Annotated in this window: 21 protein-coding genes; 18 read left to right on the top strand and 3 right to left on the bottom strand. The window is 36.8% G+C overall.

What is annotated here, in order from left to right; translation table 11 throughout:
* Position 1: 1 nt before the first annotated feature.
* From rffA to AAEY68_RS03925, 12 genes are all read left to right on the top strand, one after another.
* The gene (rffA, locus tag AAEY68_RS03980; RefSeq protein WP_350585532.1) at positions 2 to 1,132 is read left to right on the top strand and encodes a dTDP-4-amino-4,6-dideoxygalactose transaminase; all 1,131 of its coding nucleotides are present in this window, start codon (positions 2 to 4) and stop codon (positions 1,130 to 1,132) included.
* The gene (locus tag AAEY68_RS03975) at positions 1,122 to 2,537 is read left to right on the top strand and encodes a lipopolysaccharide biosynthesis protein (protein WP_197175724.1); all 1,416 of its coding nucleotides are present in this window, start codon (positions 1,122 to 1,124) and stop codon (positions 2,535 to 2,537) included. The genes rffA and AAEY68_RS03975 overlap by 11 nt, the downstream gene beginning before the upstream one ends.
* Positions 2,538 to 3,800, top strand: coding sequence for a glycosyltransferase family 4 protein (locus tag AAEY68_RS03970; protein ID WP_350585531.1), 1,263 nt, complete (start codon positions 2,538 to 2,540; stop codon positions 3,798 to 3,800).
* Positions 3,801 to 4,053: 253 nt separating this feature from the next.
* A complete protein-coding gene (locus AAEY68_RS03965) occupies positions 4,054 to 4,950 on the top strand; it encodes an ATP-grasp fold amidoligase family protein (RefSeq protein WP_010555588.1) in 897 nt (298 codons plus the stop codon).
* Positions 4,919 to 6,067 (top strand): glycosyltransferase, encoded by a 1,149-nt coding sequence (locus tag AAEY68_RS03960; RefSeq protein ID WP_350585530.1) that lies wholly within the window; start codon positions 4,919 to 4,921, stop codon positions 6,065 to 6,067. Before AAEY68_RS03965 ends, AAEY68_RS03960 begins: the two co-directional genes overlap by 32 nt.
* Complete coding sequence (locus tag AAEY68_RS03955) at positions 6,057 to 7,064, top strand: EpsG family protein (RefSeq protein ID WP_350585529.1); 1,008 nt, start codon at positions 6,057 to 6,059, stop codon at positions 7,062 to 7,064. The genes AAEY68_RS03960 and AAEY68_RS03955 overlap by 11 nt, the downstream gene beginning before the upstream one ends.
* A gap of 22 nt (positions 7,065 to 7,086) precedes the next feature.
* Positions 7,087 to 8,208, top strand: a complete 1,122-nt coding sequence (locus tag AAEY68_RS03950) for a glycosyltransferase family 4 protein (RefSeq protein ID WP_197175716.1) — start codon at positions 7,087 to 7,089, stop codon at positions 8,206 to 8,208.
* A gap of 5 nt (positions 8,209 to 8,213) precedes the next feature.
* Positions 8,214 to 9,353 (top strand): glycosyltransferase family 4 protein, encoded by a 1,140-nt coding sequence (locus AAEY68_RS03945; protein ID WP_350585528.1) that lies wholly within the window; start codon positions 8,214 to 8,216, stop codon positions 9,351 to 9,353.
* A complete protein-coding gene (locus AAEY68_RS03940; RefSeq protein ID WP_350585527.1) occupies positions 9,350 to 9,946 on the top strand; it encodes a sugar transferase in 597 nt (198 codons plus the stop codon). The genes AAEY68_RS03945 and AAEY68_RS03940 overlap by 4 nt, the downstream gene beginning before the upstream one ends.
* Entirely contained in the window at positions 9,939 to 10,580 is a 642-nt protein-coding gene (locus tag AAEY68_RS03935; RefSeq protein WP_197208911.1) for an acetyltransferase, read from the top strand. The genes AAEY68_RS03940 and AAEY68_RS03935 overlap by 8 nt, the downstream gene beginning before the upstream one ends.
* A 27-nt stretch (positions 10,581 to 10,607) precedes the next feature.
* Complete coding sequence (locus AAEY68_RS03930) at positions 10,608 to 11,786, top strand: DegT/DnrJ/EryC1/StrS family aminotransferase (protein WP_350585526.1); 1,179 nt, start codon at positions 10,608 to 10,610, stop codon at positions 11,784 to 11,786.
* Between the two features lie 170 nt (positions 11,787 to 11,956).
* Positions 11,957 to 13,891: a polysaccharide biosynthesis protein gene (locus AAEY68_RS03925; RefSeq protein ID WP_350585525.1), complete on the top strand. Its 1,935-nt coding sequence runs from the start codon at positions 11,957 to 11,959 to the stop codon at positions 13,889 to 13,891.
* Positions 13,892 to 14,233: 342 nt separating this feature from the next.
* Here AAEY68_RS03925 and AAEY68_RS03920 read toward each other — a convergent pair whose 3' ends face one another.
* The gene (locus AAEY68_RS03920; protein WP_024593732.1) at positions 14,234 to 14,686 is read right to left on the bottom strand and encodes an REP-associated tyrosine transposase; all 453 of its coding nucleotides are present in this window, start codon (positions 14,684 to 14,686) and stop codon (positions 14,234 to 14,236) included.
* Between the two features lie 316 nt (positions 14,687 to 15,002).
* On the opposite strand from AAEY68_RS03920, the gene AAEY68_RS03915 reads away from it, so the two are divergent.
* Positions 15,003 to 15,227 carry a hypothetical protein gene (locus tag AAEY68_RS03915; protein WP_350585524.1) on the top strand — a complete coding sequence of 75 codons (225 nt, stop codon included), beginning with the start codon at positions 15,003 to 15,005 and terminating at the stop codon, positions 15,225 to 15,227.
* 293 nt (positions 15,228 to 15,520) lie between these two features.
* Here AAEY68_RS03915 and AAEY68_RS03910 read toward each other — a convergent pair whose 3' ends face one another.
* Positions 15,521 to 16,894: an MBL fold metallo-hydrolase RNA specificity domain-containing protein gene (locus AAEY68_RS03910; protein ID WP_350585523.1), complete on the bottom strand. Its 1,374-nt coding sequence runs from the start codon at positions 16,892 to 16,894 to the stop codon at positions 15,521 to 15,523.
* Positions 16,895 to 17,393: 499 nt separating this feature from the next.
* Between AAEY68_RS03910 and rfaH the strand changes: the two genes are divergently transcribed.
* The gene (gene rfaH / locus AAEY68_RS03905; protein WP_350585572.1) at positions 17,394 to 17,876 is read left to right on the top strand and encodes a transcription/translation regulatory transformer protein RfaH; all 483 of its coding nucleotides are present in this window, start codon (positions 17,394 to 17,396) and stop codon (positions 17,874 to 17,876) included.
* A gap of 724 nt (positions 17,877 to 18,600) precedes the next feature.
* Here the strand turns inward: rfaH and AAEY68_RS03900 are convergent.
* Complete coding sequence (locus AAEY68_RS03900; RefSeq protein ID WP_350585522.1) at positions 18,601 to 18,804, bottom strand: hypothetical protein; 204 nt, start codon at positions 18,802 to 18,804, stop codon at positions 18,601 to 18,603.
* Positions 18,805 to 19,443: 639 nt separating this feature from the next.
* On the opposite strand from AAEY68_RS03900, the gene AAEY68_RS03895 reads away from it, so the two are divergent.
* The 4 genes from AAEY68_RS03895 (at position 19,444) to AAEY68_RS03880 (ending at position 24,624) form a co-directional block, all read left to right on the top strand.
* Positions 19,444 to 20,559, top strand: coding sequence for a polysaccharide export protein (locus AAEY68_RS03895; RefSeq protein ID WP_350585521.1), 1,116 nt, complete (start codon positions 19,444 to 19,446; stop codon positions 20,557 to 20,559).
* Between the two features lie 12 nt (positions 20,560 to 20,571).
* Positions 20,572 to 21,006 (top strand): low molecular weight protein-tyrosine-phosphatase, encoded by a 435-nt coding sequence (locus AAEY68_RS03890; RefSeq protein WP_007582278.1) that lies wholly within the window; start codon positions 20,572 to 20,574, stop codon positions 21,004 to 21,006.
* A gap of 15 nt (positions 21,007 to 21,021) precedes the next feature.
* On the top strand, positions 21,022 to 23,271 hold the full coding sequence (locus AAEY68_RS03885) for a polysaccharide biosynthesis tyrosine autokinase (RefSeq protein ID WP_350585520.1): 2,250 nt from the start codon (positions 21,022 to 21,024) through the stop codon (positions 23,269 to 23,271).
* A gap of 360 nt (positions 23,272 to 23,631) precedes the next feature.
* A complete protein-coding gene (locus AAEY68_RS03880) occupies positions 23,632 to 24,624 on the top strand; it encodes a sugar transferase (RefSeq protein WP_502935707.1) in 993 nt (330 codons plus the stop codon).
* Positions 24,625 to 24,646 lie beyond the last annotated feature (22 nt).

The following is a 24,646-nucleotide window of genomic DNA, read 5'->3' as shown; positions in this document are numbered from 1 at the left end:
AATGATCCCTTTTAATATTCCTCCTAAAGTAGGCACAGAATTAGCGTATATCGAACAAGCGATTGCATCAGACAAGTTATGCGGCGATGGTTACTTCTCTAAAAAGTGCGAAAAATGGTTTGAAGACAGCTTCAATACAACAAAAGCATTACTAACTCCCTCATGTACAGCATCGTTAGAGCTTGCCGCTATTTTGATAGATATTCAGCCAGGCGATGAAGTTATAATGCCCTCCTATACATTTGTATCTACAGCGAATGCGTTTGTATTACGTGGTGCAAAAATTATATTTGTTGACGTTCGTCCGGATACAATGAATATTGATGAAACACTTATTGAAGCTGCGATTACGGCTAAAACAAAAGCAATAGTGCCAGTACATTACGCAGGTGTAGCTTGTGAAATGGATACAATACTCGCCATCGCAGAAAAACATGACTTGTGGGTAGTAGAAGATGCAGCACAAGGCGTAATGTCTACCTATAAAGGTAAAGCACTAGGAACTCTTGGTCATATAGGTTGTTATAGCTTTCATGAAACTAAAAACTACTCATCGGGTGGTGAAGGTGGGGCTATTTTAATTAATGACCCTAAGCTAGTTGAACGAGCTGAGATTATACGTGAGAAAGGAACAAACCGTAGCCAATTCCTACATGGTATTGTCGATAAATACACATGGCAAGACATAGGCTCGAGCTTTTTACCAAGCGAGTTACAAGCTGCATATTTATATGCTCAACTTGAAGCAGCAGACACGATAAATAATTTCCGTTTATCAATATGGGAACGTTATTACAATAAACTGAGCCTAAAACTAAAGGCTGAACAGCTACCTCATATTCCGGATTCATTAACGCATAACGCGCATATGTTTTATATAAAATTGAGCTCAAATGAAGAGCGAAATGAATTTATTAGTTATATGAAAACGCAGGATATTACGACACCTTTTCATTATATCCCACTGCACTCAAGCCCTGCAGGAAAACAGTTTGGCGAGTTTTCAGGCAAAGATACTTATACAACGCAAGAGAGTTCAAGGCTAGTACGTTTGCCGCTGTATTATGGAATGACTACAGAAAATCAAGACAAGGTAATAAAAGCGTCTTTGGATTTCTTCCTTGAAAGCTAAAATAATTTTACAATTTGCTTTAGGCCCAATTGGTGCAGCACTTCTTGGGTTTATAACCCTGCCGTTTGTCGCTTGGTTTTTTACAGTTGAAGATGTCGGCCGTTTGACTATGCTGCAAGTGGTTTTAGGGTTAGCTGTATCCTTATTTAGTTTATCAATGCATCAAGCTTATGTTCGTGAATATCATGAAAAGACTGATAAGGAAGCTTTATTAAAATTAAGTATTCTTCCCGGTTTAGTCTTAATTACTATTGTTGCATTGATAGCCTTATTACAGCCTTACTCTATTTCTAAATTATTATTCGGGATAAATTCAAATTCGTTAACGGTTTTGTTATTTGTGGGATTGTTAGCTAGTTTTTTTATTAACTTCTTAGCACACGTAATTCGTATGCAAGAACGTGGTTTAGCATTTTCTATAACGCAGATTGCTCCTAAGTTATTTTTACTTATATTAATAAGCTTAATAATGCTTTTTGGCTTAAAAGCTGAATTTTATACGCTTATGTTGATGAATACGTTAGCGATATCGTTTTCATTAATTATATTTGCTTGGCTAACCCGAAAATCTTGGATTGCAGCTTTTACGAAGCGAATTGACACCGTATTATTAAAGGGAATGCTAACATTTAGCTTACCGCTGGTCGCTGGGGGCATTGCTTACTGGGGGGTGAGTACAATGGATAGGTTCTTCCTTAGAAGTTTGTCAGGCTTCGAGGAACTCGGTATTTATTCATTGGCAGCAGCTCTTGCTGGAGTTGTATCGGTTGTTACATCTATTTTTTCTAGCATATGGCACCCCCTTCTTTATCGTTGGGTCAAAGAGGGCTCTGAGAAAAGTAAAATCGAGTGTGTTATAGAAAATATGGTGTTATTTGTTGTGCTGATTTGGTCTTTATTTGGTTTATTATCTTTCATTATTCCTATATTTTTACCTCAGGAATACTCCGCTATAGAATATTTAATAGTAGCGTGCGTAGCTATGCCTTTATTTTACTTATTAAGCGAGGTGACAGGAGTAGGGATTGGTATAACCCGCAGAACTAACTTTTCTATGTTAGCGTCTTTTATAGCATTTGCAGTTAATGCAATTCTAAATTATCTACTAATACCTCATTATGGGGCTTCTGGAGCTGCATTAGCTTCAATCTTTGCATTTTTTATTTTTTTTACAGTAAAGACAGAATCTAGCGCGCATATATGGAAGGCCATACCAAGAGTTAAAATTTATGTATTGATGATTGGTTATGTCGCTGCTACATGCATTATGGTCATTACAAAAGCAAATGAACCGGCGCTAATGTGGATTTGGGTTTTCCTACTAATTTTGAGCTGCGTTCTATTTTTTAAAAGATTAGCAGAAACATATTTTTATTTAAAAAACTATTTAATGAAAAGGGTTTGAATGTTATTTATTTATGGTGCTTTACCAGTAGGTGGTATTGAAACGTTTTTTATGCGAATGGCTAAAGAGCGTCACAGGTTAGGGTTGCATACAACCATTCTTCTTTTGTCATTACCACACGAAAGTAACCCTGAATTATTAAACGAAATGAAAAAGTATGCAAACGTATTATTTCCTGATGATATATTTTTAAATTTAGGAAAATTCACACGCAGATTACCCCTACTCGTGCCCGTGAAAAAAAGAGCATTAGAGCGCATTTTAGAAAATGTAGATCAGATACATGCAAGCGATGGAATGCATGCACTAGTGGGATATCGCTTATCAAATATGTTAAATAAAAATATAATTGTTACGGTTGGTTTTTATCATTACATAAAGTTTTTGTGGGGCGGTGATGATGTTGCTTGGCATGAGAAAGTTAATCGCAAATTTATATTTGATTTTTTACCCGAAAAATCGCTACTTTTTTTCTCGGAAGGCAATCGCCAATTATATATAAAACATAAGCGTAAAAAATTGACTGATGCAAATACTTTTAGACTAGGTGTTATCGATAAAAAAGATATTAAAGTTTCAGGTGAAGTAAACTTACCAATAAAAATCGTAGCAATAGGGCGACTAGTTGATTTTAAAACATATAATTTTTATATGATTAAGGTCTTAAAAAATTTAAAAACGAAAGGGTTTAATGTTCAATTTGACATTTATGGTGATGGCCCTTTAAAAGCACAAATAGCTGATGAAATAAATAAGGCTGGATTGAGTGAATCTATTCATTTAAAAGGGACATTAGACTATCTAAAGTTTGATGAAACAGTGAGTAATTATAATTTATTCATAGGTAGTGGTACTGCTATAATCCAAGCTGCAGCATTAGGTTTGCCAAGTATTGTAGGCGTTGAAAATGTTATAGAAGCTGAAACATATGGGTATTTTAGCGATGTTAACCAATATGAATACAATCTAAAGGGATTGGATTTAGAAATGATATCGGTTGAGACAATTATTGAAGATTATATCAATATGAATACTCAGCAAAGAAAAACCCTAATATCTAGTCATTTAGAGTGCATTGATAGTTTTACTAATGAGTCTTGTCAAAAATCAATGGATGAATTGAAATATATAACTATGCCAGCTAAAAAATTAAAATATAACCGCTGGATTTATGAATTTTCAAGAATATTAGACAGAGTTAGCATGCGTTTTAATAAAAGGCATCCTTATTTAACTCGTTTTGAAGGTTTTGAGAAAAACTAACTTTAACTTGATTAAATACGACATATTTAGAAGTGAAAATTATACTTAAGTATGTAATAAGTTAGGTTGTTAGAAGTGAAAAAGAATTGATACTTTCTGTAGGTGTTTATTTTAAAATGTTTAAGACATTTTTACGATTATAATTATTAGCTTATAAATATATAGCAGTTTTAATAAAGTATTGATACTCACTTTTTAAATTTACTCTATATGCAATGAAAAATGGTATAAAAATTAATTAAAGGTTTTTAGTATGAGTATAATTAGAAAAATCAGAAGTAATCTTTATAGTAATTCAAATTTATTACGTAGGTGTTGGTTTTACTTAAGTTTTTATAGAAGAAATGGGTATTTTTTAACAGCTTTAAACCCAACAACATTTAATGAGAAAGTTCATATCAGAAAGAGTAACCCTTCTAACCCGCTGTTTTCTATATGTTCAGATAAGCTTGCCGTTAAAACGTGGATTACTGAAAAAGGGCTATCTGAAATTGTAATCGAAACTTACTATTCCGGTAAAATTATTACTTATGATACGTTAAAAAATATTATCCATGAAAATGGTGATGTATTACTCAAAGCAAATCATAACTCTGGGCCCGTTTATTTATTAACAGAGTCTTGTAGTGATGAACAAATTAAATACGCTTGTGACGATGTAAATAAGCAGTTAAAAGTTGATTATGGGAAACTCAAAAATGAGCCATGGTATAGCGATATTCCTCCTTCAATATTAGTTGAAAAAAGGTTGCTACCTCACCTTGGAGAGTCAAGTTTAAGAGACTACAAGTTTCATGTTTTCAAGCAATCAGATGGCGATGCAAAAGTTATCTTACACATCGACTTTGAAAGGGATGCAGCACATCATCGTTCTTTTTTTGATGAGAACCTAAATTGGATTCCTATGACGAGTGTATATCCATCAATAATTACTCAAATCGAAAGGCCAAAAAACTTTGAGACTATGCTAGAACTTGCTAAAAGTTTAGCAAAAGATTTTAGCTATGCCCGTGTTGATTTTTATAATGTAGATGGAAAAATATATTTTGGTGAGCTTACTTTTGCTCATGAATCGGGCGATGCAGGCTTTAACTCATATGCTTACGATAAGTGGTTAGGTGATTTATGGCAGCAAGATCCAAGGATGTAATGCTTTGATAAAAAAATGCTTTGAAAAGAAAATAACGCTTTTTATCAGTTCACTCGCAGGTGGTGGTGCTGAGGGTGTGTGTGTTACTGTCGCAAGTGGTTTAGCTGAAGCAGGTTGGGATGTAACGCTTGTAATACTTACATTGAAAGATGCTGCTTATCGCACTCGATTAAGCAAAAAAGTAAATTTAGTTGTATTAGATTTACCAAATGCCCGTAGTTCTATTTTGCCTATATATAATTATTTAAAAACACACAAACCAACTAAAGTAGTTGTTTTTAATTATGAACTTAGCCTTATATTGTTACTTATTAAGCTTTTCATGAGAGTTAATGTAAAAATTATAAGTAGGAATATAAACTCACTTTCTGAAAATTCAAAAAGTGTTAAAAGGAGTTTTCGTACTTCTGTATTTTCTTTCTTACTCATGAAAATTTACAAAAGATCTGACCATATTGTTAATCAGTGTGAAGGCATGAGAACTGATTTATTATCAGTGTTTCCAAAATTAAAAAATAAAACAAGTGTTATATATAACCCTGTAAACACAACAGTCGAAAATGAAGCTGTTAATATAAAACCAAGCGAAGTGTCTAAAGGCGATTATATTTTATGTGTGGGCAGACTCGAAGATCAAAAAGCATTTCATTTTGCAATTCAGGCTTTTTCTGTCTTATCAAAAAATCATCCTAGTTTAAGGCTTAAAATAGTTGGTCAAGGAAGTTTGGAGCAGAAGTTAAAGCAACTTGTATCAGACTTTAATTTGAGTGAAAAAGTCGATTTTGAAGGCTTTCAGGAAAGCGTAATACCTTATTACTTGCATGCTAAGTTAACATTACTAACCTCTTTGTACGAAGGTTTCCCCAATACTTTAGTTGAATCTATTTCCCTAGGCACACCTGTCGTTGCATTTAATTGTAAAAGTGGTCCAAGCGAAATAATAGAACAAGGTAAGAACGGCTACCTGGTTGAGTATCAAAATATAAATAGCCTACAGGATTATTTAGACAAAGCTCTTAAATCTCCTTTTAATGGCGATGATGTTTTAAAGTCATCAGAGATATATAAAATTAAAAATATAATCCAAAGTTGGGAAGCTTTGTTAAATGAGTACTAATATCAAAAAATACAATTTTTATGATCGCTCTTTTAGGATTAACCCTAAATCACATAAGCTATTAAGTTTTTTTATAGCATTATTTTTTTGTATATTTTTAACTGCATTACCTATAGATGGGTTAGTTGATAGAGGAAACTATTTATTATACCCAGAAAGCTCACCAATCTTATTAGTAAAAAACTTTTCATCTGGGGTGTTGCCGCTATTGGTTAACGAGCCTTTGTGGTTGGTTATTAACTCATTACTTTCGTTTTTTATTTCTCCTGAAAATATCGTGAGAATAATAATTGCTTTTTCTACATTCTCTACGTTTTACTTGGTATTAAAAAATACCAATAAAAAGTATTTTTATATGGTAATGCTATTTTTATTACTACCTTTGGTGCTAAAAAACAATTTAATTCATTTACGACAAGGTTTTGGGGTAGCAATCTTTTTAATTGGGTGGTTTAGCGCTTCAAATAAAGTAAAGTATTTTTTTTATATCTGTGCTGCACTCATACATTCATCATTCATTATAATTTTGCTAGGTATTTTGGGTGTTAATTTCTTAATGCACTTAAAACTTTCACACGGTATCAGAAGTATATTGTACGTATTTGTTGGAGTTGTTGTTGGAGCTATGGGACTTTACTTAGCGCAGTTTATTGGCGCAAGGCAGGGTGAAGAATATAGTAATGGGGCTTCGCAAAGCGCAAGTGGCCTAGGCTTTATTTATTGGAGCTTTGTTTTCATGTTATTTGTTATGCAAGGCAAAGTCTTTTTAAGATATAACACGCAAATTATATTCTTTCTAATTCTGTACCTTTCAACTTATTTTTTATTACCTGTTACAGCAAGGATATTTGAAAGTGTTGTATTGCTAGTGTTGTTAGCTTCACTTCGTTTTAAAGTAAAATATAAACGTATTTTTCAATTGGTTTTCTGTTTATATTTTTTTCTAGTTTGGAGTTTACACTTTAGGCTTGAAGGTTTCGGTTGGTTTGTTAGCTAATTATCGTTTAAAGGTATTTTAATTGAAAGTATTACACATTATTACAGGGTTAGCTGACGGTGGTGCTGAAGCTGTTTTATATCGCTTATGCACAACCGATTCAAAAAATAGCCATACAGTTATTTCATTAATGGGCTTATCTAAATATGGTCCGTTATTGCAGCAACAAGGTGTTACTGCGTATTCATTGGATATGCCATTAGGACGCTTTACATTCAGGGGCCTATTAAAGCTATATAAACTGATTAAAAGCATTAAGCCTGATGCAGTACAAACATGGATGTATCATGCAGACCTTCTTGGTGGCCTAGTGGCTCGTTGTGCGGGTATAAAAAATATAACATGGGGATTGCATCAGTCTAATTTAACACCAGGTGCTGCTAAAAAGTCCACCATACTGGTTGCGAAATTATGTGGCTATTTAAGTTACATCATTCCTAAAAAAATTATTTGTTGTGCTGATAAAGCTGCAGAAGCTAATAAAGGGATTGGCTATTGTGAAGCAAAACTTAACGTGGTTTACAATGGTTATGACCTTAACGATTTTAAAGCCGATAATAATGCTAAAGAACAAATTAAAAAAGAGTTTAGTATTTCAAATAACACTGTTTTTATAGGTATGGTAAGTCGTTTCCATCCGTTTAAAGATCACGAAAATTTAATAAAAGCTTTAGGTTTAGTAAAGCAGCAGAAAATTAATTTTTCATGTTTATTAGTTGGTCTAGATATGTGTGACAGTAACCAGCAACTAATGGGATGGTTACAACAAAATAACGTACTCGATAATGTTATTTTAGCAGGAAAAAGAAGTGATATACCAAAAGTAATGAATGGGCTTGATATACACCTTCTGTCAAGTTCGAGTGAAGCGTTCCCGAATGTATTAAATGAGGCTATGGCGTGTGGTACTCCATGCGTTACCACAGATGTAGGTGATGCTGCACATATTGTTGGTGATACTGGATGGGTGGCTAAACCGCAAAATTCTCAAGATTTAGCAAGTAAAATAGTTGAAGCTATAAATATGAAAGCCCATTCAAAAGATGCATGGGAAGCAAGGCAGCTTAAAGCGCGAGAGCGAATAGAAAATAACTTCAAGATAGAAACCATGGTAAGTAAATATAATGAGATCTGGAACTCTTAAGCCTTATGAACAAAAAGACATTATTTATAGTCACGACTGTACCTGAAACTCTAGACACTATTTTAAAAAATCAGCCTAAATTTTTAAATAATACATTTGATGTATCTATTGTAAGCTCTCCTGCACCGGCTTTAGAGCGAGTAGCTAAAAATGAAGGTGTTTCAGTATATCCAGTGCTAATGAGCCGAGGTATAAATGTATTTAGAGATATTATTTCACTATTTTTTATGATCAAATTATTTCTAATTCACAAACCAGATATAGTGCATTCGTATACCCCAAAAGCTGGATTGATCGCCATGCTAGCTGCAAGACTATGTTTTGTACCAATTAAAATACATACGTTTACGGGTCTTATTTTCCCTACTCAAACGGGTTTTAAAAAAAGCTTATTAATTTTTATAGATAGACTTATTTGTAAATCAGCTACTCATATAGTACCAGAGGGAGAAGGTGTTAAACGCGATCTATTAAGTTATAAAATTACATCCAAACAGCTAAACTTAATTGGTAATGGCAACATAGCAGGCATTGATGTTGGGTATTTTAACAAAAATAATGATGGTATTAGTACTAACCTAAAAAGTGAATTATCTATTCCCACTGAGCATTTTATTTTTACATTTGTAGGGCGCTTAAATATAGATAAAGGAATAAAAGAGCTAGTTAATGCTTTTATATTGCAAACAGAAAAAAATCACTTACTACTGGTTGGTGATATTGATCATACAGCACCTATACAGCCTGATATTATGACTATAATTGAAAACCATCCAAGAATTCATATGTTAGGTTTTCAGTCAGATATACGTCCAGCATTAAGAGCCAGCGATGTAGTGGTTCTTTCGAGTTATCGAGAAGGGTTTCCTAATGTTGTTTTACAAGCCGGTGCTATGTCATTACCTGTTATAGCAACAGATATTAATGGTTGTAATGAGATAATAACTCCTAATTTTAATGGGTGGTTAGTGAAACCTAAAAATGAAGATAGTTTAGCTAAAGCAATGCAAAATGCTACTAATGCCACTGCATCTTCACTTAGTTTGATGTCTTGTAATGCAAGAACAAGAATTGTAGAAAGATTCGAAAGAAATACTTATCTAAAAAAGCTAGAAAACTTTTATTTACAGTTGGTTAAACCATGAAACGTTTATTTGATTTTATAGTGGCACTGAGTGTCTTTGCTATGTTGTTACCCATTATTGTTATTGTAGCGATATTAATCCGTACTAAATTAGGTTCACCTATTTTATTTACGCAAAACCGCCCAGGTTTACACGGTAAAGTATTTAAAATGATGAAGTTTAGAAGCATGCTCGATGCCAAAGATAAGCACGGTAACTTGCTTCCAGATAACGAAAGAATGACTAAGTTTGGCGCTTTTTTACGCTCAACTAGTTTAGACGAGCTACCTGGTTTGTTTAATGTTCTTAAAGGCGATATGAGCTTAGTTGGGCCTCGGCCACTATTAGTACAATATTTACCGCTGTATAACTCAGAACAAGCTAAACGCCATAATGTAAGACCTGGTATAACAGGTTGGGCACAAGTTAACGGGCGTAATGCAATTGGCTGGGATGAAAAGTTTAAGCTCGACGTTTGGTATGTAGAAAATCAAAGCTTTTTACTCGATATGAAAATATTACTGTTAACAGTAAAAAAAGTTTTTATAAGAGAAGGCATCAGTGCTGATGGGCACGTAACTATTGAGCCTTTTAAAGGCTCTAACAATGACTAAGCCAGCTGTAAAAACGTTGGCTATTTTAGGGGCTAGCGGCCACGGTAAAATAATAGCTGATATTGCGGAGCAACTAGGTTTTAGTGTTAGCTTTTATGACGATGCCTATCCTAATAAAAAAAATATAGAGCATTGGCCTGTTATAGGTACATTTTCAGATTTACTTAATGTACCTATCACCAACATAAATGTTGCTGTTGCTATAGGTCACAATAATACTCGAGAAGTAAAAATAAAAACGTTAGCCAAAAATGGCTATACACTTCCAATCCTAATACACCCAAGTGCGGTTATAAGTAAATATGCTCAAATAGATTTAGGGTCTGTTATAGCTGCTAATGCTGTTATTAACGCTTTTGCAGTAATAGGCCGTGGATGTATAATTAATACTTCAGCTATAATTGAGCATGATTGCAAAATAGATGACTTTACGCATATTTGTCCAGGTACAGCATTAGCTGGCGGAGTTTGCGTCGGACGAAGTAGCTGGGTAGGTATTGGAAGTAAAGTAAAACAACTTATTAATATTGGCGACAATACATTAATTGGTGCAGGTAGTTTAGTTGTCAAAGATATACCATCTGGTGTAATTGCTTATGGCTCTCCTTGCACTAAAGTTTCAGATAATAGTTAAGCTTTTTTTAAATTTTATAGGAATTGCATGTTAAATACCCCATTTTCCCCATGGCCTAGCTTTACACAAGAAGAAGCCGATGCAGTTAGCCGCGTTATTTTATCCAACAAAGTAAATTATTGGACCGGCACTGAAGGCCGTGAATTTGAAAAAGAATTTGCAAGCTGGGCTGATAGTGAATATGCCATAGCGCTAGGTAATGGCACATTAGCACTTGATCTTGCTTTAAAAGCATTAAATATAGGCGCTGGTGATGAAGTAATAACTACTCCGCGTACTTTTTTAGCATCTGCTTCAAGTATTGTTACATCTGGTGCGGCCCCTGTATTTGCGGATGTTGATCTAAATAGCCAAGCTATAACCGCCGAATCTATAAAAGCAGTATTAACGCCAAAAACTAAAGCAGTTATTGTTGTTCATTTAGCGGGTATGCCAGCTGAAATGGATGAAATAATGGCGCTCAGTAAAGAACATGGATTTTATGTAATTGAAGACTGTGCACAAGCCCATGGTGCTAAATATAAAGGTCGTTCTGTTGGAAGTATTGGTCACATAGGTGCATGGAGTTTTTGCCAAGACAAAATAATGACTACTGGTGGCGAAGGCGGAATGGTCACAACTAACTCAAAAGAGCTATGGTCAGCCATGTGGAGCTATAAAGATCATGGTAAAAGCTTTGATGCTATTTATAATAGAGAGCACCCACCAGGTTTTAGGTGGCTGCATGAAAGTTTTGGCACAAATTGGCGTATGACCGAAATGCAAGCTGCTATAGGGCGTATTCAGCTAAAGCGTATGGCTAAATGGACCGCAAAACGTCAAGCTTATGGTGCATTGCTCGATAATGCCGCAGATAGCTTTGATTGCGTAAGATTAGTTAACGTACCAAAACACATCGAACATGCTCAATATAAACATTACATGTTTATAAACCCCGAATATTTGGCTAATGATTGGAATCGAGATCGTATAGTAAACGAAATTGTGGAACGTGGTGTACCGTGTTTTCAAGGCAGTTGTTCAGAGGTTTATCTTGAAAAAGCATTTGACGATACCCCATGGAGACCTAAAAAACGTTTACCTAATGCCGTACAGTTAGGAGAAACGTCAATTATGTTTTTAGTGCATCCAACTTTGACTGAAAGCGAAATAGGTAAAACAGCTCAAATAATCAACGAAGTGCTTGTTTTAGCTTCTTTAAAATAAAAACATATACCTAACGATAACGTTTACTTACAAAAAACAACCAAATACATAAAGACTATATAAATATTTACATATAGTCTTTAACTATTAAGTGCAATGGTTGTTCATCTTGTAGTAAAATTGTAATCAATAGAATAGTAGTATCACTGCTAGATTCAGGGAAATGTATTGTGCCTTTAAAATTTTTAGTTAATTTACCTCGTCCTCAAAAAAGAATTATTTCTCTCCTCATCGATAGCGTATTTATAATAGTGGCTTTTTGGCTTGCTTTTTTACTAAGGCTAGACAGCACAGCAGTTTTAAAAAACACACATACTTGGATTTTATTATCAGCCGTATTGCCGCTAAGTTTATTTAGCTTTGTAAAACTTGGGCTTTATAGAGCTGTATTGCGTTATATGAACACACAAGCGATGTGGGCAATTATTGCCGGTGTTTTACTTTCAACTGTTTATTTAACTATTTTATCCTTCTTTCTAAGTGCGCCAGTACCAAGAACAGTGCCGTTTATTTATGCCAGCTTTTGTATTTTATTTGTTGGTGGTGCAAGGCTAACGGTACGAGCTGTAGTTGGTCAAATAACTATGCGCCGTAAAGAAGGTGTAATTATATATGGGGCTGGTTCTGCTGGTCGTCAATTAGCCACCGCCTTAGCAAACGGGCCAGAATATTCACCAGTCGCTTTTATAGACGACGACCCTAAAAAGCATTTATCGTTAATCCAAGGTATTTGTGTACATGCACCGTCGCAAATTGCTGAAATTGCAAAGCAAAAATGTGCAAATAAAATATTGTTGGCACTACCAAGTACATCTCGAAGTCGTCGAAAAGAAGTCCTTAACGCAATAGAAAAGTTTAAACTACAAGTTATGACAGTTCCTGGCATGGCCGATATTGTTGCAGGGACAACGAATCTTGATGAAATCAAAGATGTTGAAATAGAAGATCTGTTGGGCCGCGATTCAGTCCAACCACGACAAGATTTAATGTCGGCAAATATAGCCAATAAAGCGGTAATGGTAACCGGTGCTGGCGGCTCTATAGGTTCTGAGCTTTGTAGGCAAATAATTAAGAACAGCCCGACTAAAATAGTGTTATTTGAGCTGTCTGAGTTTGCTTTATATGCTATAGAAAAAGAGTTGTCGGAGTACTGTGATACCAATAATTTAAATATAGAAGTACTACCAATATTAGGTTCAATTCAAAATAAAAAACTTGTTGAATCTACATTTTCTACCTTCAATATTCAAACTGTCTATCATGCTGCCGCATATAAACATGTACCTTTAGTTGAGCATAATGTAGTTGAAGGCGTGCGTAACAATGTTTATGGCACCTACAATGTAGCAACCGCTGCAATTTATACAAATGTAGAAACGTTTGTATTGGTTTCCACTGACAAAGCAGTACGCCCAACAAATATAATGGGCACAACTAAGCGCATGGCTGAATTAGTACTGCAAGGGCTATCTGAAATCCAAGACACAACACGCTTTACTATGGTTCGATTTGGTAATGTTTTAGGATCGTCAGGTTCTGTAGTGCCGTTGTTTAGAAAGCAAATTAAAGCAGGCGGCCCAATAACACTTACTCATCAAGATATAACCCGTTACTTTATGACAATACCAGAAGCTGCCCAGTTGGTTATTCAAGCGGGTGCAATGGGAGTGGGTAGTGACGTGTTTGTACTTGATATGGGAGAGCCTGTTAAAATCAAAGATTTAGCTGTCAAAATGGTTCATTTATCAGGGCTTGAAGTTAAACATGCAAAACGCCCAAATGGCGATATAGAAATTAAGTGCACAGGATTACGCCCAGGTGAAAAACTCTTTGAAGAGCTACTCATCGGAGATAACGTTATTGGAACAGACCACCCAAGAATCCTAAGTGCACAAGAAGTTAAAATGCCTTGGTCTGAGCTCGATCCATTTTTAGATAAACTTAAAATTGCATGTGACGAGTCTGATCATCAAGAAATACGTAGGTTATTTTTAACCGCACCTACCGCTTTTTCACCCACTGATGGCATTTGTGATTTGAATTGGAAGCAAAAATTTAATAAGCAGACTAACGTTACAGTTTTACCAAACGTAAGTGGCTCCTAAAGCGAATAGATTACAATAGTTTGCTTTTTGTAGGGAATGACGTACCTACGTGTATTTTTACCCTTGGTGTATGGTGTGCATGTAGGCGCCTTGCTTGCTGGCGCTTTAAAAACGCAGCTTTTACGTATTTATTAAATTGCGATAACAAGCTTCACGCATACGTGGATTTTTACCCTCGGCGTATGTGGTCATGCAGGCGCCTTGCTTACTGGCGCACTAAAAGCGCAGCTTTTATGTATTTACCCAATTGCGTGAGCAAGCTTCACGCCTACGTGGGTTTTTACCTTCGGTGTAGGTGACCATGTAGGCGCCTTGCTTGCTGGCGCTTTAAAGCCACCGTTTTTACAAGTAAACACAATCCCAATATGGGTATTTCCTTATGTTGTCCACTAAGCCTGCACGTAAAGGGTTTGCCACTATATACCTCGCTTGACCTATTAAATCTTCATCATTTCTTATTTTGTGGTCATAGTAATTTGATTGCCATATCTTTCCGTGTGTACCGCTATGTTTATTAAGTCTATAAGTTGTAATGTTTTTAAAATTCCTAACTAGGTTTGAAAGGTCAAGGCTACTATTTAACTGTAAAATCCAATGTATATGATCAGGCATGATTACGTAGCAGATAGTATTAAGTGAATTGTTTCTTGAAAATTTAATGAGTTCACTCGCAATTAACCGAGCACATAAAAAGTTAGCAAATAATGGCTTACGAAAATCACAACAAATTGTAATAGAGTAATAAGCGTTTACCGAAGTGCAGCGTCCTTTTAAACGTTTATGTGTGTTAGCCATATAATTAATTTCCATTTGAATAAATTAATTTGCGTGAGCAAGCTTCACGCCTACGCGGATTTTTACCCTCGGTGTATGTAACCATGTAGGCGCCTTGCTTGCTGGCGCACTAAAAGCGCAGCTTTTATGTATTTATTAATTTGCGTGAGCAAGCTTCACGCCTACGCGGATTTTTACCCTTGGTGTATGTGGTCATGTAGGCGCCTTGCTTGCTGGCGCACTAAAAGCGCAGCTTTTACGTATTTATTAAATTGCGTGAGCAAGCTTCACGTCTACGTGGGTTTTTGCCCTCGGTGTAGGTGACCATGTAGGCGCCTTGCTTGCTGGCGCACTAAAAGCGCTAAAAGCGCAGCTTTTACGTACTTATCAAATAGCGCGAGCAAGCTTCTCGCCTACGTGGGTTTTTACCCTCGGTGTATGTGACCATGTAGGCGCCTTGCTTGCTGGCGCATTTAAAGTACCGTTTTACGTATGTATTAAATTGCGTGAGCAAGCTTCACGCCTACGTGGATTTTTACCCTCGGTGTATGTGACCATGTAGGCGCCTTGCTTGCTGGCGCACTAAAAGCGCAGCTTTTACGTACTTATCAAATAGCGTGAGCAAGCTTCTCGCCTACGTGGGTTTTTACCCTCGGTGTATGTGATCATGTAGGCATCTTGCTTGCTGGCGCATTTAAAGTACCGTTTTACGTATTCATCAAATTGCGATAACAAGCTTCACGCCTACGTGTATTTTTATCCTTTGTGTATGTGCCCATGTAGGCGTCTTGCTTGCTGGCGCACTAAAAGCGCAGCTTTTACGCATTTATTAAATTGCGTGAGCAAGCTTCACGCCTACGATCTACCTATCTCAACTTCAACATCATTACCTAAAACCTCTTTGTACTTTGCGGCTAACGCGTTTTTTGCATCATCATCGCCATGCACTATTTTTATCAGGCTTGGCTTTTTATGCATACCCGTAACAAACTTAATTAATCCGTTTTGATCTGCATGGGCGCTGTAGCCACTAATTGTATGTACTTTGGCGTTTATAGTAATGCGAGCATTATTTATAAAAACATATCCATTCCCTGGGCCATATTTTTGGATTTCGCGGCCTAACGTTTTATTACCTTGGTAACCTACAAATAATACATCGGTGGTTTTATCATTTAAAAATCGCTCAAGATAATTAACTATTCTGCCACCAGTACACATGCCACTTGCCGCTAAGATTATGGCTGGTGTTTGCCGCGAACTTAAATAATTAATAATAGCCAAATGCTCTTTGTGTGAATCAACCGTAGTTAGGTTTTTAAAATCGAGCGGGTGCCTACCGTTTGCAACTTTGCGTTTGGCTTCGCTATCCCATAGGTGCTTAAATTTTTTGTATTGCTCAGTAAAATTGGCTGCCATAGGGGAGTCGAGTATTACGTGAATGTCTCGCCACTTAGACTTTTTAGATGAGCTATGTATGAGTTGCTCTAGCTCGTATAGCAGCTCTTGTGTGCGGCCAATACTAAAAGCAGGTACTAAAACAACGCCATTGTCGGCTACGGCGCGTTCAATAATGTTTTTTAGCGTTTTTGTACGCTCTTTACGGCCTTGATGATTTTTATCACCGTAGGTTGATTCAATAACTAGAGTATCGGCTTTATAGGGCGGCTTAGGCGAAGGGAGTAGTGGGGTGTATGGCGCACCTAAATCTCCCGAAAACACAACGCGGTGTTTGTCGTTATCGTTATTTGTAATATCAATTTCAACGTATGCAGAACCTAATATATGCCCAGCACGCTGAAACCTCGCTTTAGCTTTGTTGAGCCCTTTGCAAGGTAGTTCAAACCACGTTTTATAATCAACAGCTACTATGCGCTTATTCAATAAGCTTAAGCAGGCAGCTATAATTTTAGGGTCGCGGGTTACACCCACTTTTAAAGCATCTTCAATTACCAAAGGTAATAAGCTGGCCGATGCAATACTTGTAAAAATAGGGCCTTTAAAACCAGCTGCAAATAAGTAAGGAATTCGGCCAACATGGTCAATATGGCAATGGGTAACAATAAGGGCAGTAACATGGGTAATATTAAACTCAATTGAAAGGTCGGCTTTAGAGTCTTCTCCTTGAAATAATCCGCAATCAATAAGCACACTTGTTTGCTCATTAACTACCAGCTCGTGGCACGAACCAGTAACGCCGTTAACCGCTCCGTGGTGAAGTATTTGCATTGTGCTTCCTTGTCATCAATTTGTTACATTGAATTTTAAGGTAGAAGTAAAGCCATAATTATTCAAGGTTCTAATGCTTGGCTAAATTAATAACTCACCTACAACATGCACCAACCTGTAGGTGCGAATTTACATCGCGCTCATGCTTTAACACCTAACAACAAGAGAGGTATAAAACCTCACCTACAAACATGTACCAACCGATAGGTGCGAATTTACTTCGCACTCTTACTTGTATATTTATTAAAAAATATTAATTAAATTTTTTAATAAACTTTCGTGGATAAACTATTTGTTTAGACAACTATAAATATTGTTTGTTAACACCAAACCAACCCCAGCTCCCCACTCCCTTAAACTCAATAATAATATTTATTAAAGTGAGCGACTATTAACCACTAAGGCTTATTTACATAGGAGCTTTATGTTGGTTATAATGCCAAGCTTATTTAGTTTAATATTGTATTTTTTGCAATTTAGTCATGTATTAAGGGCTATTATGGAATGTTGGTATTTAGTCGTATGCAAACCTAAGCAAGAAGAGCGAGCTAAAACTAACTTGCAAAATCAAGGGATTGAAGCGTTTTACCCCAAATTAACTACCGAAAGGTTGGTTAAAGGTTGTCGGACCGTCAAACACACTGCTTTATTCCCTAATTATTTATTTGTATGCCTTGAATTAAAAAATGGTAATTTTTCTGCTGTAAAAAACACCCGTGGAATAGGCGGTTTTGTTTCTTATGGAGCAAATTATCAGTTGGTTTCTAAGCACATAATTGACCAGTTAAAAAATGAACGTTCACACACTACTGAATCACAAATACCAAAAACAGGTGATGTAGTAAGCGTAAATAACGATTCATTTAGTAATATACAAGCAATATACAAAGAGCCTGATGGCGACTTGCGCAGTATTTTACTAATTAACTTACTTAATCAAAAAATTGAAGTAAGTGTAGATAATAAATATATTAAGCAATAATAACTAAAAACGTAGCAGCGGCTTTATGCCGCGAAAAACAAAAGCGTAGCAGCGGTTTTACACCGCGAAAACAAAAATGTAGCAGCGGTTTTACACCGCGAAAACAAAAATGTAGCAGCGGTTTTACACCGCGAAAAACAAAAATGTAGCAGCGGCTTTATGCCGCGAAAAAATAGCTTTATATCAGTAAGTAGGAACTGTGACCTAAGGGCGGAAGCGTGCCTAAAGCACTTAAAGCTACGCGGTTAAGTTCATTGCTGGCGTGACGAGCAAAGCTCGTAATGAGGGTTATTCACAAAGAGGTTAAGAGGGCGCTGCGCTTTAGAGAAGTAAACAGCCTAAAGTACTTGTTTAAATGGCTTCTCATTTACTCCTCATTCGCTTCTCTTTGTGCAATAAGGCTTTAAGTAACTTATTCACAAAGAGGTTAAGAGGACGCTGCGCTTTAGAGAAGCCAAAAGTAGGTAACAATCAGCTTTAAATATTAAAAGCTGCGCTTTTCGCGTGAGCAAGCTCTACGCCTACTTGCAAAGTTTGGTACCGTGGTTAGTCACTTGTAGACGCGCAGCTTGCTGGCGTGACGAGCAAAGCTCGTAATAAGGTCTATTCACAAAGAGGTTAAGAGGGCGCTGCGCTCAAGAGAAGTAAGCAGCCATAAAGTACTTGTTTAAATGGCTTCTCATTTGCTCCTCATTCACTTCTCTTTGTGCAATTATCAATGAGTTTATTCAAAAATAAACCAAGAGTGCTGTTCGTGTGAAAGCCCAACGGCAAAGTTTAACACCGTGGTTAAGTTCACTTGTAGACGCGCAGCTTGCTGGCGTGACGAGCAAAGCTCGTAATAAGGTCTATTCACAAAGAGGTTAAGAGCACACTGAGCTTTAGAGAAGTAAACAGCCATAAAGTACTTGTTTAAATGGCTTCTCATTTACTCTTCATTCGCTTCTCTTTGTGCAATAAGGCTTTAAGTGATTTATGCACAAAGAGGTTAAGAGGGCGCTTCGCTTTAGAGAAGTAAAAATAAATAATTACTATGTTTTATGTTTTCTCATTTACTCCTCTTTTGCTTCTCTTTGTGCAATAAAGCTTTAAGTGGTTAATCTACGAAGAGATTAAGAGCACACTGAGCTTTAGAGAAGTAAACAGCCATAGAATACTTGTTTAAATGGCTTCTCATTTACTCCTCATTCGCTTCTCTTTGTGCAATAAAGCTTTAAGTGGTTAATCTGAAGAGGTCGAGCACACTGAGCTTCAGAGAAGTAAACAGCCATAAAGTACTTGTTTAAATGGCTTCTCATTTACTCATCATTCGCTTCTCTTTGTGCAATTGGTGATTAATGCGTTAAGTGTTTTACTGAAAACGGCTATCAATTAAATTTATTCATAAAGACCTTATGAAAATACTGATATAATTTCAGTGCTAATTAAAAACTTAGTAACAAAGCTTTTACAAAGCAAAGGCTATTGCTTCACAATAGTGCACATGCTTTAATTAGTCGGCTAAAATACAAGTGCTCACCAAGGTTGGTGAGTAAGTGCAATATTAAAATAATTTTGGGATTCTACAATGGCGTTAAGCTGTAAATCACTCGCATCAATACTCGCAATACTAAGCATGACAGGCTGTACAATAGTACCAGGCAGCCACTTTGAAGGTATAGACTCAGGCGAGCAAACACAAAACCTCGAACAAGATCTCGAAAAAGTAAACATTCAAATAATCGACTCGCTACTAATAAATAAACAAAATCAAGCGCGTATAGCAGCTAAACCAATTTCAAGCACCGATGGTTTAAACGTAAGTAACTACGAATACAAACTAGGTGTTGGCGACGTACTAACAATAGGCGTATGGGATCACCCAGAGCTAACAATACCTGCAGCAGTACAACGTACCGCAGAGTTTGACGGCTTTAGAGTACAACGAGACGGCACCATTACATACGCCTACGCACCAAATATACCCGCAGCAGGTAAAACAATAAGCCAAGTACGCAATGAGCTTGTAAAACGCCTAAGCCGAGTAATAGAAGACCCACAAGTTGATGTAAAAGTAGTTGGCTTTAGAAGCCAAAAAACCTACGTTACCGGCGAGGTAAAACAGCCTGGTGTATACCCAGTTACCGAAATCCCACTTACCTTAATTGATGCTCTAAACCAAGCGGGCGGCTTAACAGAAGCTGCCGATTGGCGCACAGTTACATTTACTCGTGGCGATAAAACAGAAGTTATTAAACTTGATGACTTTTATGCCCATGGCGACATTTCGCAAAACCGCTTGTTACAACATGGCGACATAGTGCACGTAAACCGTAACGATGCACAAAAAATATTTGTATTAGGTGATGTTAAAAAAGCAGGTTCAGTAACCCTTAACCGTTATGGTTTAAACTTGGCCGAAGCGCTAAGCGACTCGGGCGGCTTAAACGAAAATACAGCCGACGCTAACGGTGTATTTGTACTGCGTAAAAGTGACCTAGAGCAAACCGGTGTTATTGCAAACGTATACCAATTACACGCTAAAAATATAGCAGCAATGGTATTAGCTGAGCAATTTGAGCTACAGCCGCGCGATATTGTATATGTAACATCGGCACCACTTGCCCGTTGGAACCGTGTAATAAGTTTATTATTACCGTCGGTAGCATCGGTTGATAGCCTAGACGATATTTCATCAAACTAAGGGTTTTTAAAAATGTTTGATTCAGTTTTAGTGGTTTGTGCAGGTAATATTTGCCGCAGCCCAACCGGTGAGTATGTTTTAAAGCAAAAGCTTGAAGGCAAAAATATTAAAGTATCGTCTGCTGGGTTAACAGCACTTGAAGGCAAACCAGCAGATGCAAAAGCAAAACAAATAGCACTCGCACATGGCGTTAATATGGATGCCCACCAAGGGCAACAGCTTACATCAAGCTTAGTAGCGCAAAACAGCGTAATACTCGTAATGGAAGAACGCCATTTAAACGACGTACATGCTCGCTACCCAGAGGCGCGCGGTAAAACGTTTTTACTCGGTAAGTGGATTAATAACGCCGAAATACCAGACCCGTACCGCCAAAGCCAAGAGGCTTTTGAACACGTTTATACATTAATCGACAGCGCATGTAGCGCTTGGCAAAAGTATTTATAAGGAATGGCTAATTTAATGAATACCCAGCCGAATAACAGCGCTAGTAGCGCTAATAATAAAAGTACTAATAACACACAACCAACGCAAGAGATTGATTTAATGGCGCTATTGGGCGCTTTGCTCGATCGCAAATATTTTATAGTAGCCGTAACTGCGCTGTTTATGTTTGTAGGTGTTATTTATGCTGTATTAAGTACTCCTGTTTACCAAGCAACAGCCATGATACAAGTTGAAGACGGCGGCGCATCAGTTCCTGGTTTTGACGATATGGCAGGAATGTTTGAAAGTACATCGGCTGCAATAACCGAAATAGAGCTACTAAAATCGCGCAGTATAATAGGTGAGGCAGTAGACACTTTAAAGCTTGACGTAATAGCAGAGCCAAAGCTATTCCCATTTATAGGTAGCCGAGCTTACCGTACTTTTACCCCAATGGAAGATGGCGACTTAGCTGAACCTAGTTTTGGAGCAAGCAGCTACGCATGGGGCGGTGAAAGTATAAATGTATTTAGATTTGATGTACCACGTTTTGCAATTAATCAAGGGTTTACCTTGATAGCACAGGCTAATAATAGCCTTGTACTTTTAAATGGTGACGGTGAGAAAATATTATCGGGTAAAGTGGGTGAGGAGCTTACAAACGGTAAGTTTAACTTAACTATTCGTACTTTAAATGCACGCCCTGGTACAGAATTTACAATTACCCGTAAAGATCGCTTAAATACTATTTTAGATTTGCAAACAGCTATTGGCGCAAGCGAAAAAGGTAAAGACTCAGGCATAATTAACCTAAGCTTACAAAGTATTAAACCAAGCTACGCTGAAAAAGTGCTTGATAAAGTAGCCGCTATTTATGTACGCCGCAATGTTGAACGTAATAGCGCCGAGGCACAAAAGTCGCTAGAGTTTTTAGAAGTACAATTACCTGAAATTAAAAAGCAGCTTGAATACGCAGAACAACGCTTTAACGACTACCAAATAAAGCGCCAATCGATAAACATAACGCTCGAAACACAAGGCGTGCTTGAGCAAGTTGTAAAGCTTGAAACCAAGTTACAAGAGCTAAACTTAAAGCGTTTAGATATTGGCCGAAAGTTTAAAAAAGATCACCCTTCGTACCAAGGTATACTTGAGCAAATAGAAGCAGTTGAAAGCCAAAAGCAAGAGCTTGTAGGCGAGGTAGGTAATCTGCCAGAAACTCAACAAGAGCTACTACGCTTAAAGCGCGATGTTGAGGTAAGTAACCAAATTTACACTTTATTGCTTAGTAAAACACAAGAGCTTGATATAGTTCGCGCAGGCACTGTAGGTAACGTACGTATTATTGACTACGCAGAGGTAAATACCAGCAAGCCAGTTAAACCTAAAAAAGCATTAATAGTGGTAATGGCTACTATGCTTGGTGGCATGTTAGCCGTGGCTATTGTGCTTATACAAAAAGCAATGCACAAAGGCGTTGAAGACCCTGCAGAAATTGAAGCGCTAGGCTTACCTGTATACGCAAGTGTACCGCACTCAGATTATCAAGATAAACTAAGTGGCTTTGCTGAACGAGCCCGCAAAAACAAAACGAACAAGCCTAAAAGCATATTAGCGCTCGATAACCCGGCCGACCTAGCAATTGAGGCACTGCGTAGTTTACGTACAAGCCTGCACTTTGCGATGATGGAAGCTAAAAACAACATTATTGCTATATCGGGTCCAAGCCCAAGCGTAGGTAAATCGTTTATATCGGTTAACTTAGCATCAGTACTTGCGCAAAGCGGTAAAAAAGTACTGATTATTGATGCCGATATGCGTAAAGGCTACTTACAAACCCAGTTTGGGTTAAAGTGGGATGATGGATTAAGTGATTACTTATCAGGCCGTTTAAACCTAGAGCAAGTTACTAAACCAACCAAAGTTGAAGGCTTAAGTGTTATTACGCGTGGGCAAATACCGCCAAACCCGTCTGAATTATTAATGCATAGCAACTTTAGCAAATTAGTTGAAGAAGTAAGCGCAGCTTACGACATTATAATTATTGATACACCTCCAATACTAGCAGTAACCGATCCTGCGATTGTAAGTGCGCATTCTGGTACTACTTTACTTGTTACACGTTTTGGACAAAACCATGTACGTGAGATAGACCTAACGCGTAACCGTTTTGAACAAAATGGCATAGATGTAAAAGGCGTAGTATTTAACGGTGTTCTTAAAAAAGCGAGTAACGCGTATGGGTATTATGGATACTACAACTACGAATACAAAAGCGATAAATAGCCTTTAGTTTAAATTAAGACCTATTAGGCAATTTTAAATAGAATTACCAAACAAGGTATTACAGTGAGATAGTTAAAGATTACTGTCTCACTATAGGAATAAGTGTCTCAATGGCTTAATGAAGACCTGAGATGTTTTATTGTTTTTAGTCAATTTTTACATACATTAACCCATCGGAGCTTAATTTCACATGGGTTTTTAGTTTACAAAACGATCCAGCGGCGATGTCGCATTTATGGTTTTGAGCAAGTTAAATGGAATTAAAACGTGGTAATAAAGCGAGAGATATATGATAGCTGCAATTTTTATGTTGAATAATACATATAATCGGGTGGTAGAATAATGAGCCTCGAAGTAAAAATGGCAGGAAGTGAAAATCACTCTTCTGTTAGTAAATTAGATAAATTAGAGCCCATTTTTATCACAAATAGTTTTAAGTCTAAATCAGAAGCGCTTAAGCAAAATGTGATCTATGTGTTTTGCCCTCCTGAGTGCGCCAAAGAAATAGGCAGTATTATTGACGATTATTCTTTTGATATAATCATGAATGACTACTCTATTAATGACTTTACTAATAAAGTAGTGTGTCATTATCAGAGTGCACATTTGACTAAAGCGCAGCGCAAATTTTTAGTAAGCGCTACTGAATGTGGTGCGTGGGTTGAGCCATTAGTAAGCTATTTAGATGAAAGGCTTCAATATACAGAAGTACGCTTACTGCACAGCAGTTATTTTTTGCATCAAAAAGCATTTTCAATTTTATCAAATAAACGAACACAAATCGCTAAACGCCTAGTCGATGTTTTTAGTGCCATTGTATTATTAATATTAACATTCCCTTTCTCTATAATTACAGCTTTATTAATAAAGCTTGAAAGCCCTGGCCCTATACTTTTTAAGCAGAAGCGCACAGGACAGTACAATAAAGAATTTGAAGTATATAAGTTTCGTTCAATGCGTAACGATGCAGAAAAAGATGGTGCGCAATGGGCTTCAAAAAATGATGCTCGTGTGACCAAAGTTGGTAAATTCATACGAAAAACCCGCATAGACGAAATCCCTCAACTTATAAATGTTATACAGGGCTCTATGTCAATTGTAGGACCAAGGCCTGAACGCGAAGTTTTTATAGAAGATTTAGAACAAGAAATACCATACTATCGCTTTCGTCATGCAGTAAAGCCAGGTGTGACCGGTCTAGCGCAAGTCAGCTATCCATATGGAGCATCTGTGGAGGATGCAATTTGGAAGCATAAATATGATATTCATTATATTAAACATCATTCTGCTTTGTTGGACTTTAAGATTTTGTTACTTACTGCAAAAACGGTACTTTTTGGTATGGGACGTTAATAATGAGAAAGTTAAAAGTGAT

The organism is Pseudoalteromonas sp. RB2-MNA-CIBAN-0110 (assembly GCF_040309305.1).
GTDB lineage: Bacteria > Pseudomonadota > Gammaproteobacteria > Enterobacterales > Alteromonadaceae > Pseudoalteromonas > Pseudoalteromonas arctica.
The sequence above is the reverse complement of the archived record's forward strand: the minus strand, read 5'-3'. Positions and strand labels throughout refer to the sequence as shown.

Bases quoted from the DNA above. Each gene is read 5' to 3' on its own strand.
- rffA (WP_350585532.1), top strand. From the start codon at position 2: ATGATCCCTTTTAATATTCCTCCTAAAGTAGGCACAGAATTAGCGTAT.
- AAEY68_RS03970 (WP_350585531.1), top strand. From the start codon at position 2,538: ATGTTATTTATTTATGGTGCTTTACCAGTAGGTGGTATTGAAACGTTT.
- AAEY68_RS03965 (WP_010555588.1), top strand. From the start codon at position 4,054: ATGAGTATAATTAGAAAAATCAGAAGTAATCTTTATAGTAATTCAAAT.
- AAEY68_RS03955 (WP_350585529.1), top strand. From the start codon at position 6,057: ATGAGTACTAATATCAAAAAATACAATTTTTATGATCGCTCTTTTAGG.
- AAEY68_RS03945 (WP_350585528.1), top strand. From the start codon at position 8,214: ATGAACAAAAAGACATTATTTATAGTCACGACTGTACCTGAAACTCTA.
- AAEY68_RS03940 (WP_350585527.1), top strand. From the start codon at position 9,350: ATGAAACGTTTATTTGATTTTATAGTGGCACTGAGTGTCTTTGCTATG.
- AAEY68_RS03935 (WP_197208911.1), top strand. From the start codon at position 9,939: ATGACTAAGCCAGCTGTAAAAACGTTGGCTATTTTAGGGGCTAGCGGC.
- AAEY68_RS03930 (WP_350585526.1), top strand. From the start codon at position 10,608: ATGTTAAATACCCCATTTTCCCCATGGCCTAGCTTTACACAAGAAGAA.
- AAEY68_RS03920 (WP_024593732.1), bottom strand. From the start codon at position 14,686: ATGGCTAACACACATAAACGTTTAAAAGGACGCTGCACTTCGGTAAAC.
- AAEY68_RS03910 (WP_350585523.1), bottom strand. From the start codon at position 16,894: ATGCAAATACTTCACCACGGAGCGGTTAACGGCGTTACTGGTTCGTGC.
- rfaH (WP_350585572.1), top strand. From the start codon at position 17,394: ATGGAATGTTGGTATTTAGTCGTATGCAAACCTAAGCAAGAAGAGCGA.
- AAEY68_RS03900 (WP_350585522.1), bottom strand. From the start codon at position 18,804: ATGAGAAGCCATTTAAACAAGTACTTTATGGCTGTTTACTTCTCTAAA.
- AAEY68_RS03895 (WP_350585521.1), top strand. From the start codon at position 19,444: ATGGCGTTAAGCTGTAAATCACTCGCATCAATACTCGCAATACTAAGC.
- AAEY68_RS03890 (WP_007582278.1), top strand. From the start codon at position 20,572: ATGTTTGATTCAGTTTTAGTGGTTTGTGCAGGTAATATTTGCCGCAGC.
- AAEY68_RS03885 (WP_350585520.1), top strand. From the start codon at position 21,022: ATGAATACCCAGCCGAATAACAGCGCTAGTAGCGCTAATAATAAAAGT.
- AAEY68_RS03880 (WP_502935707.1), top strand. From the start codon at position 23,632: ATGGCAGGAAGTGAAAATCACTCTTCTGTTAGTAAATTAGATAAATTA.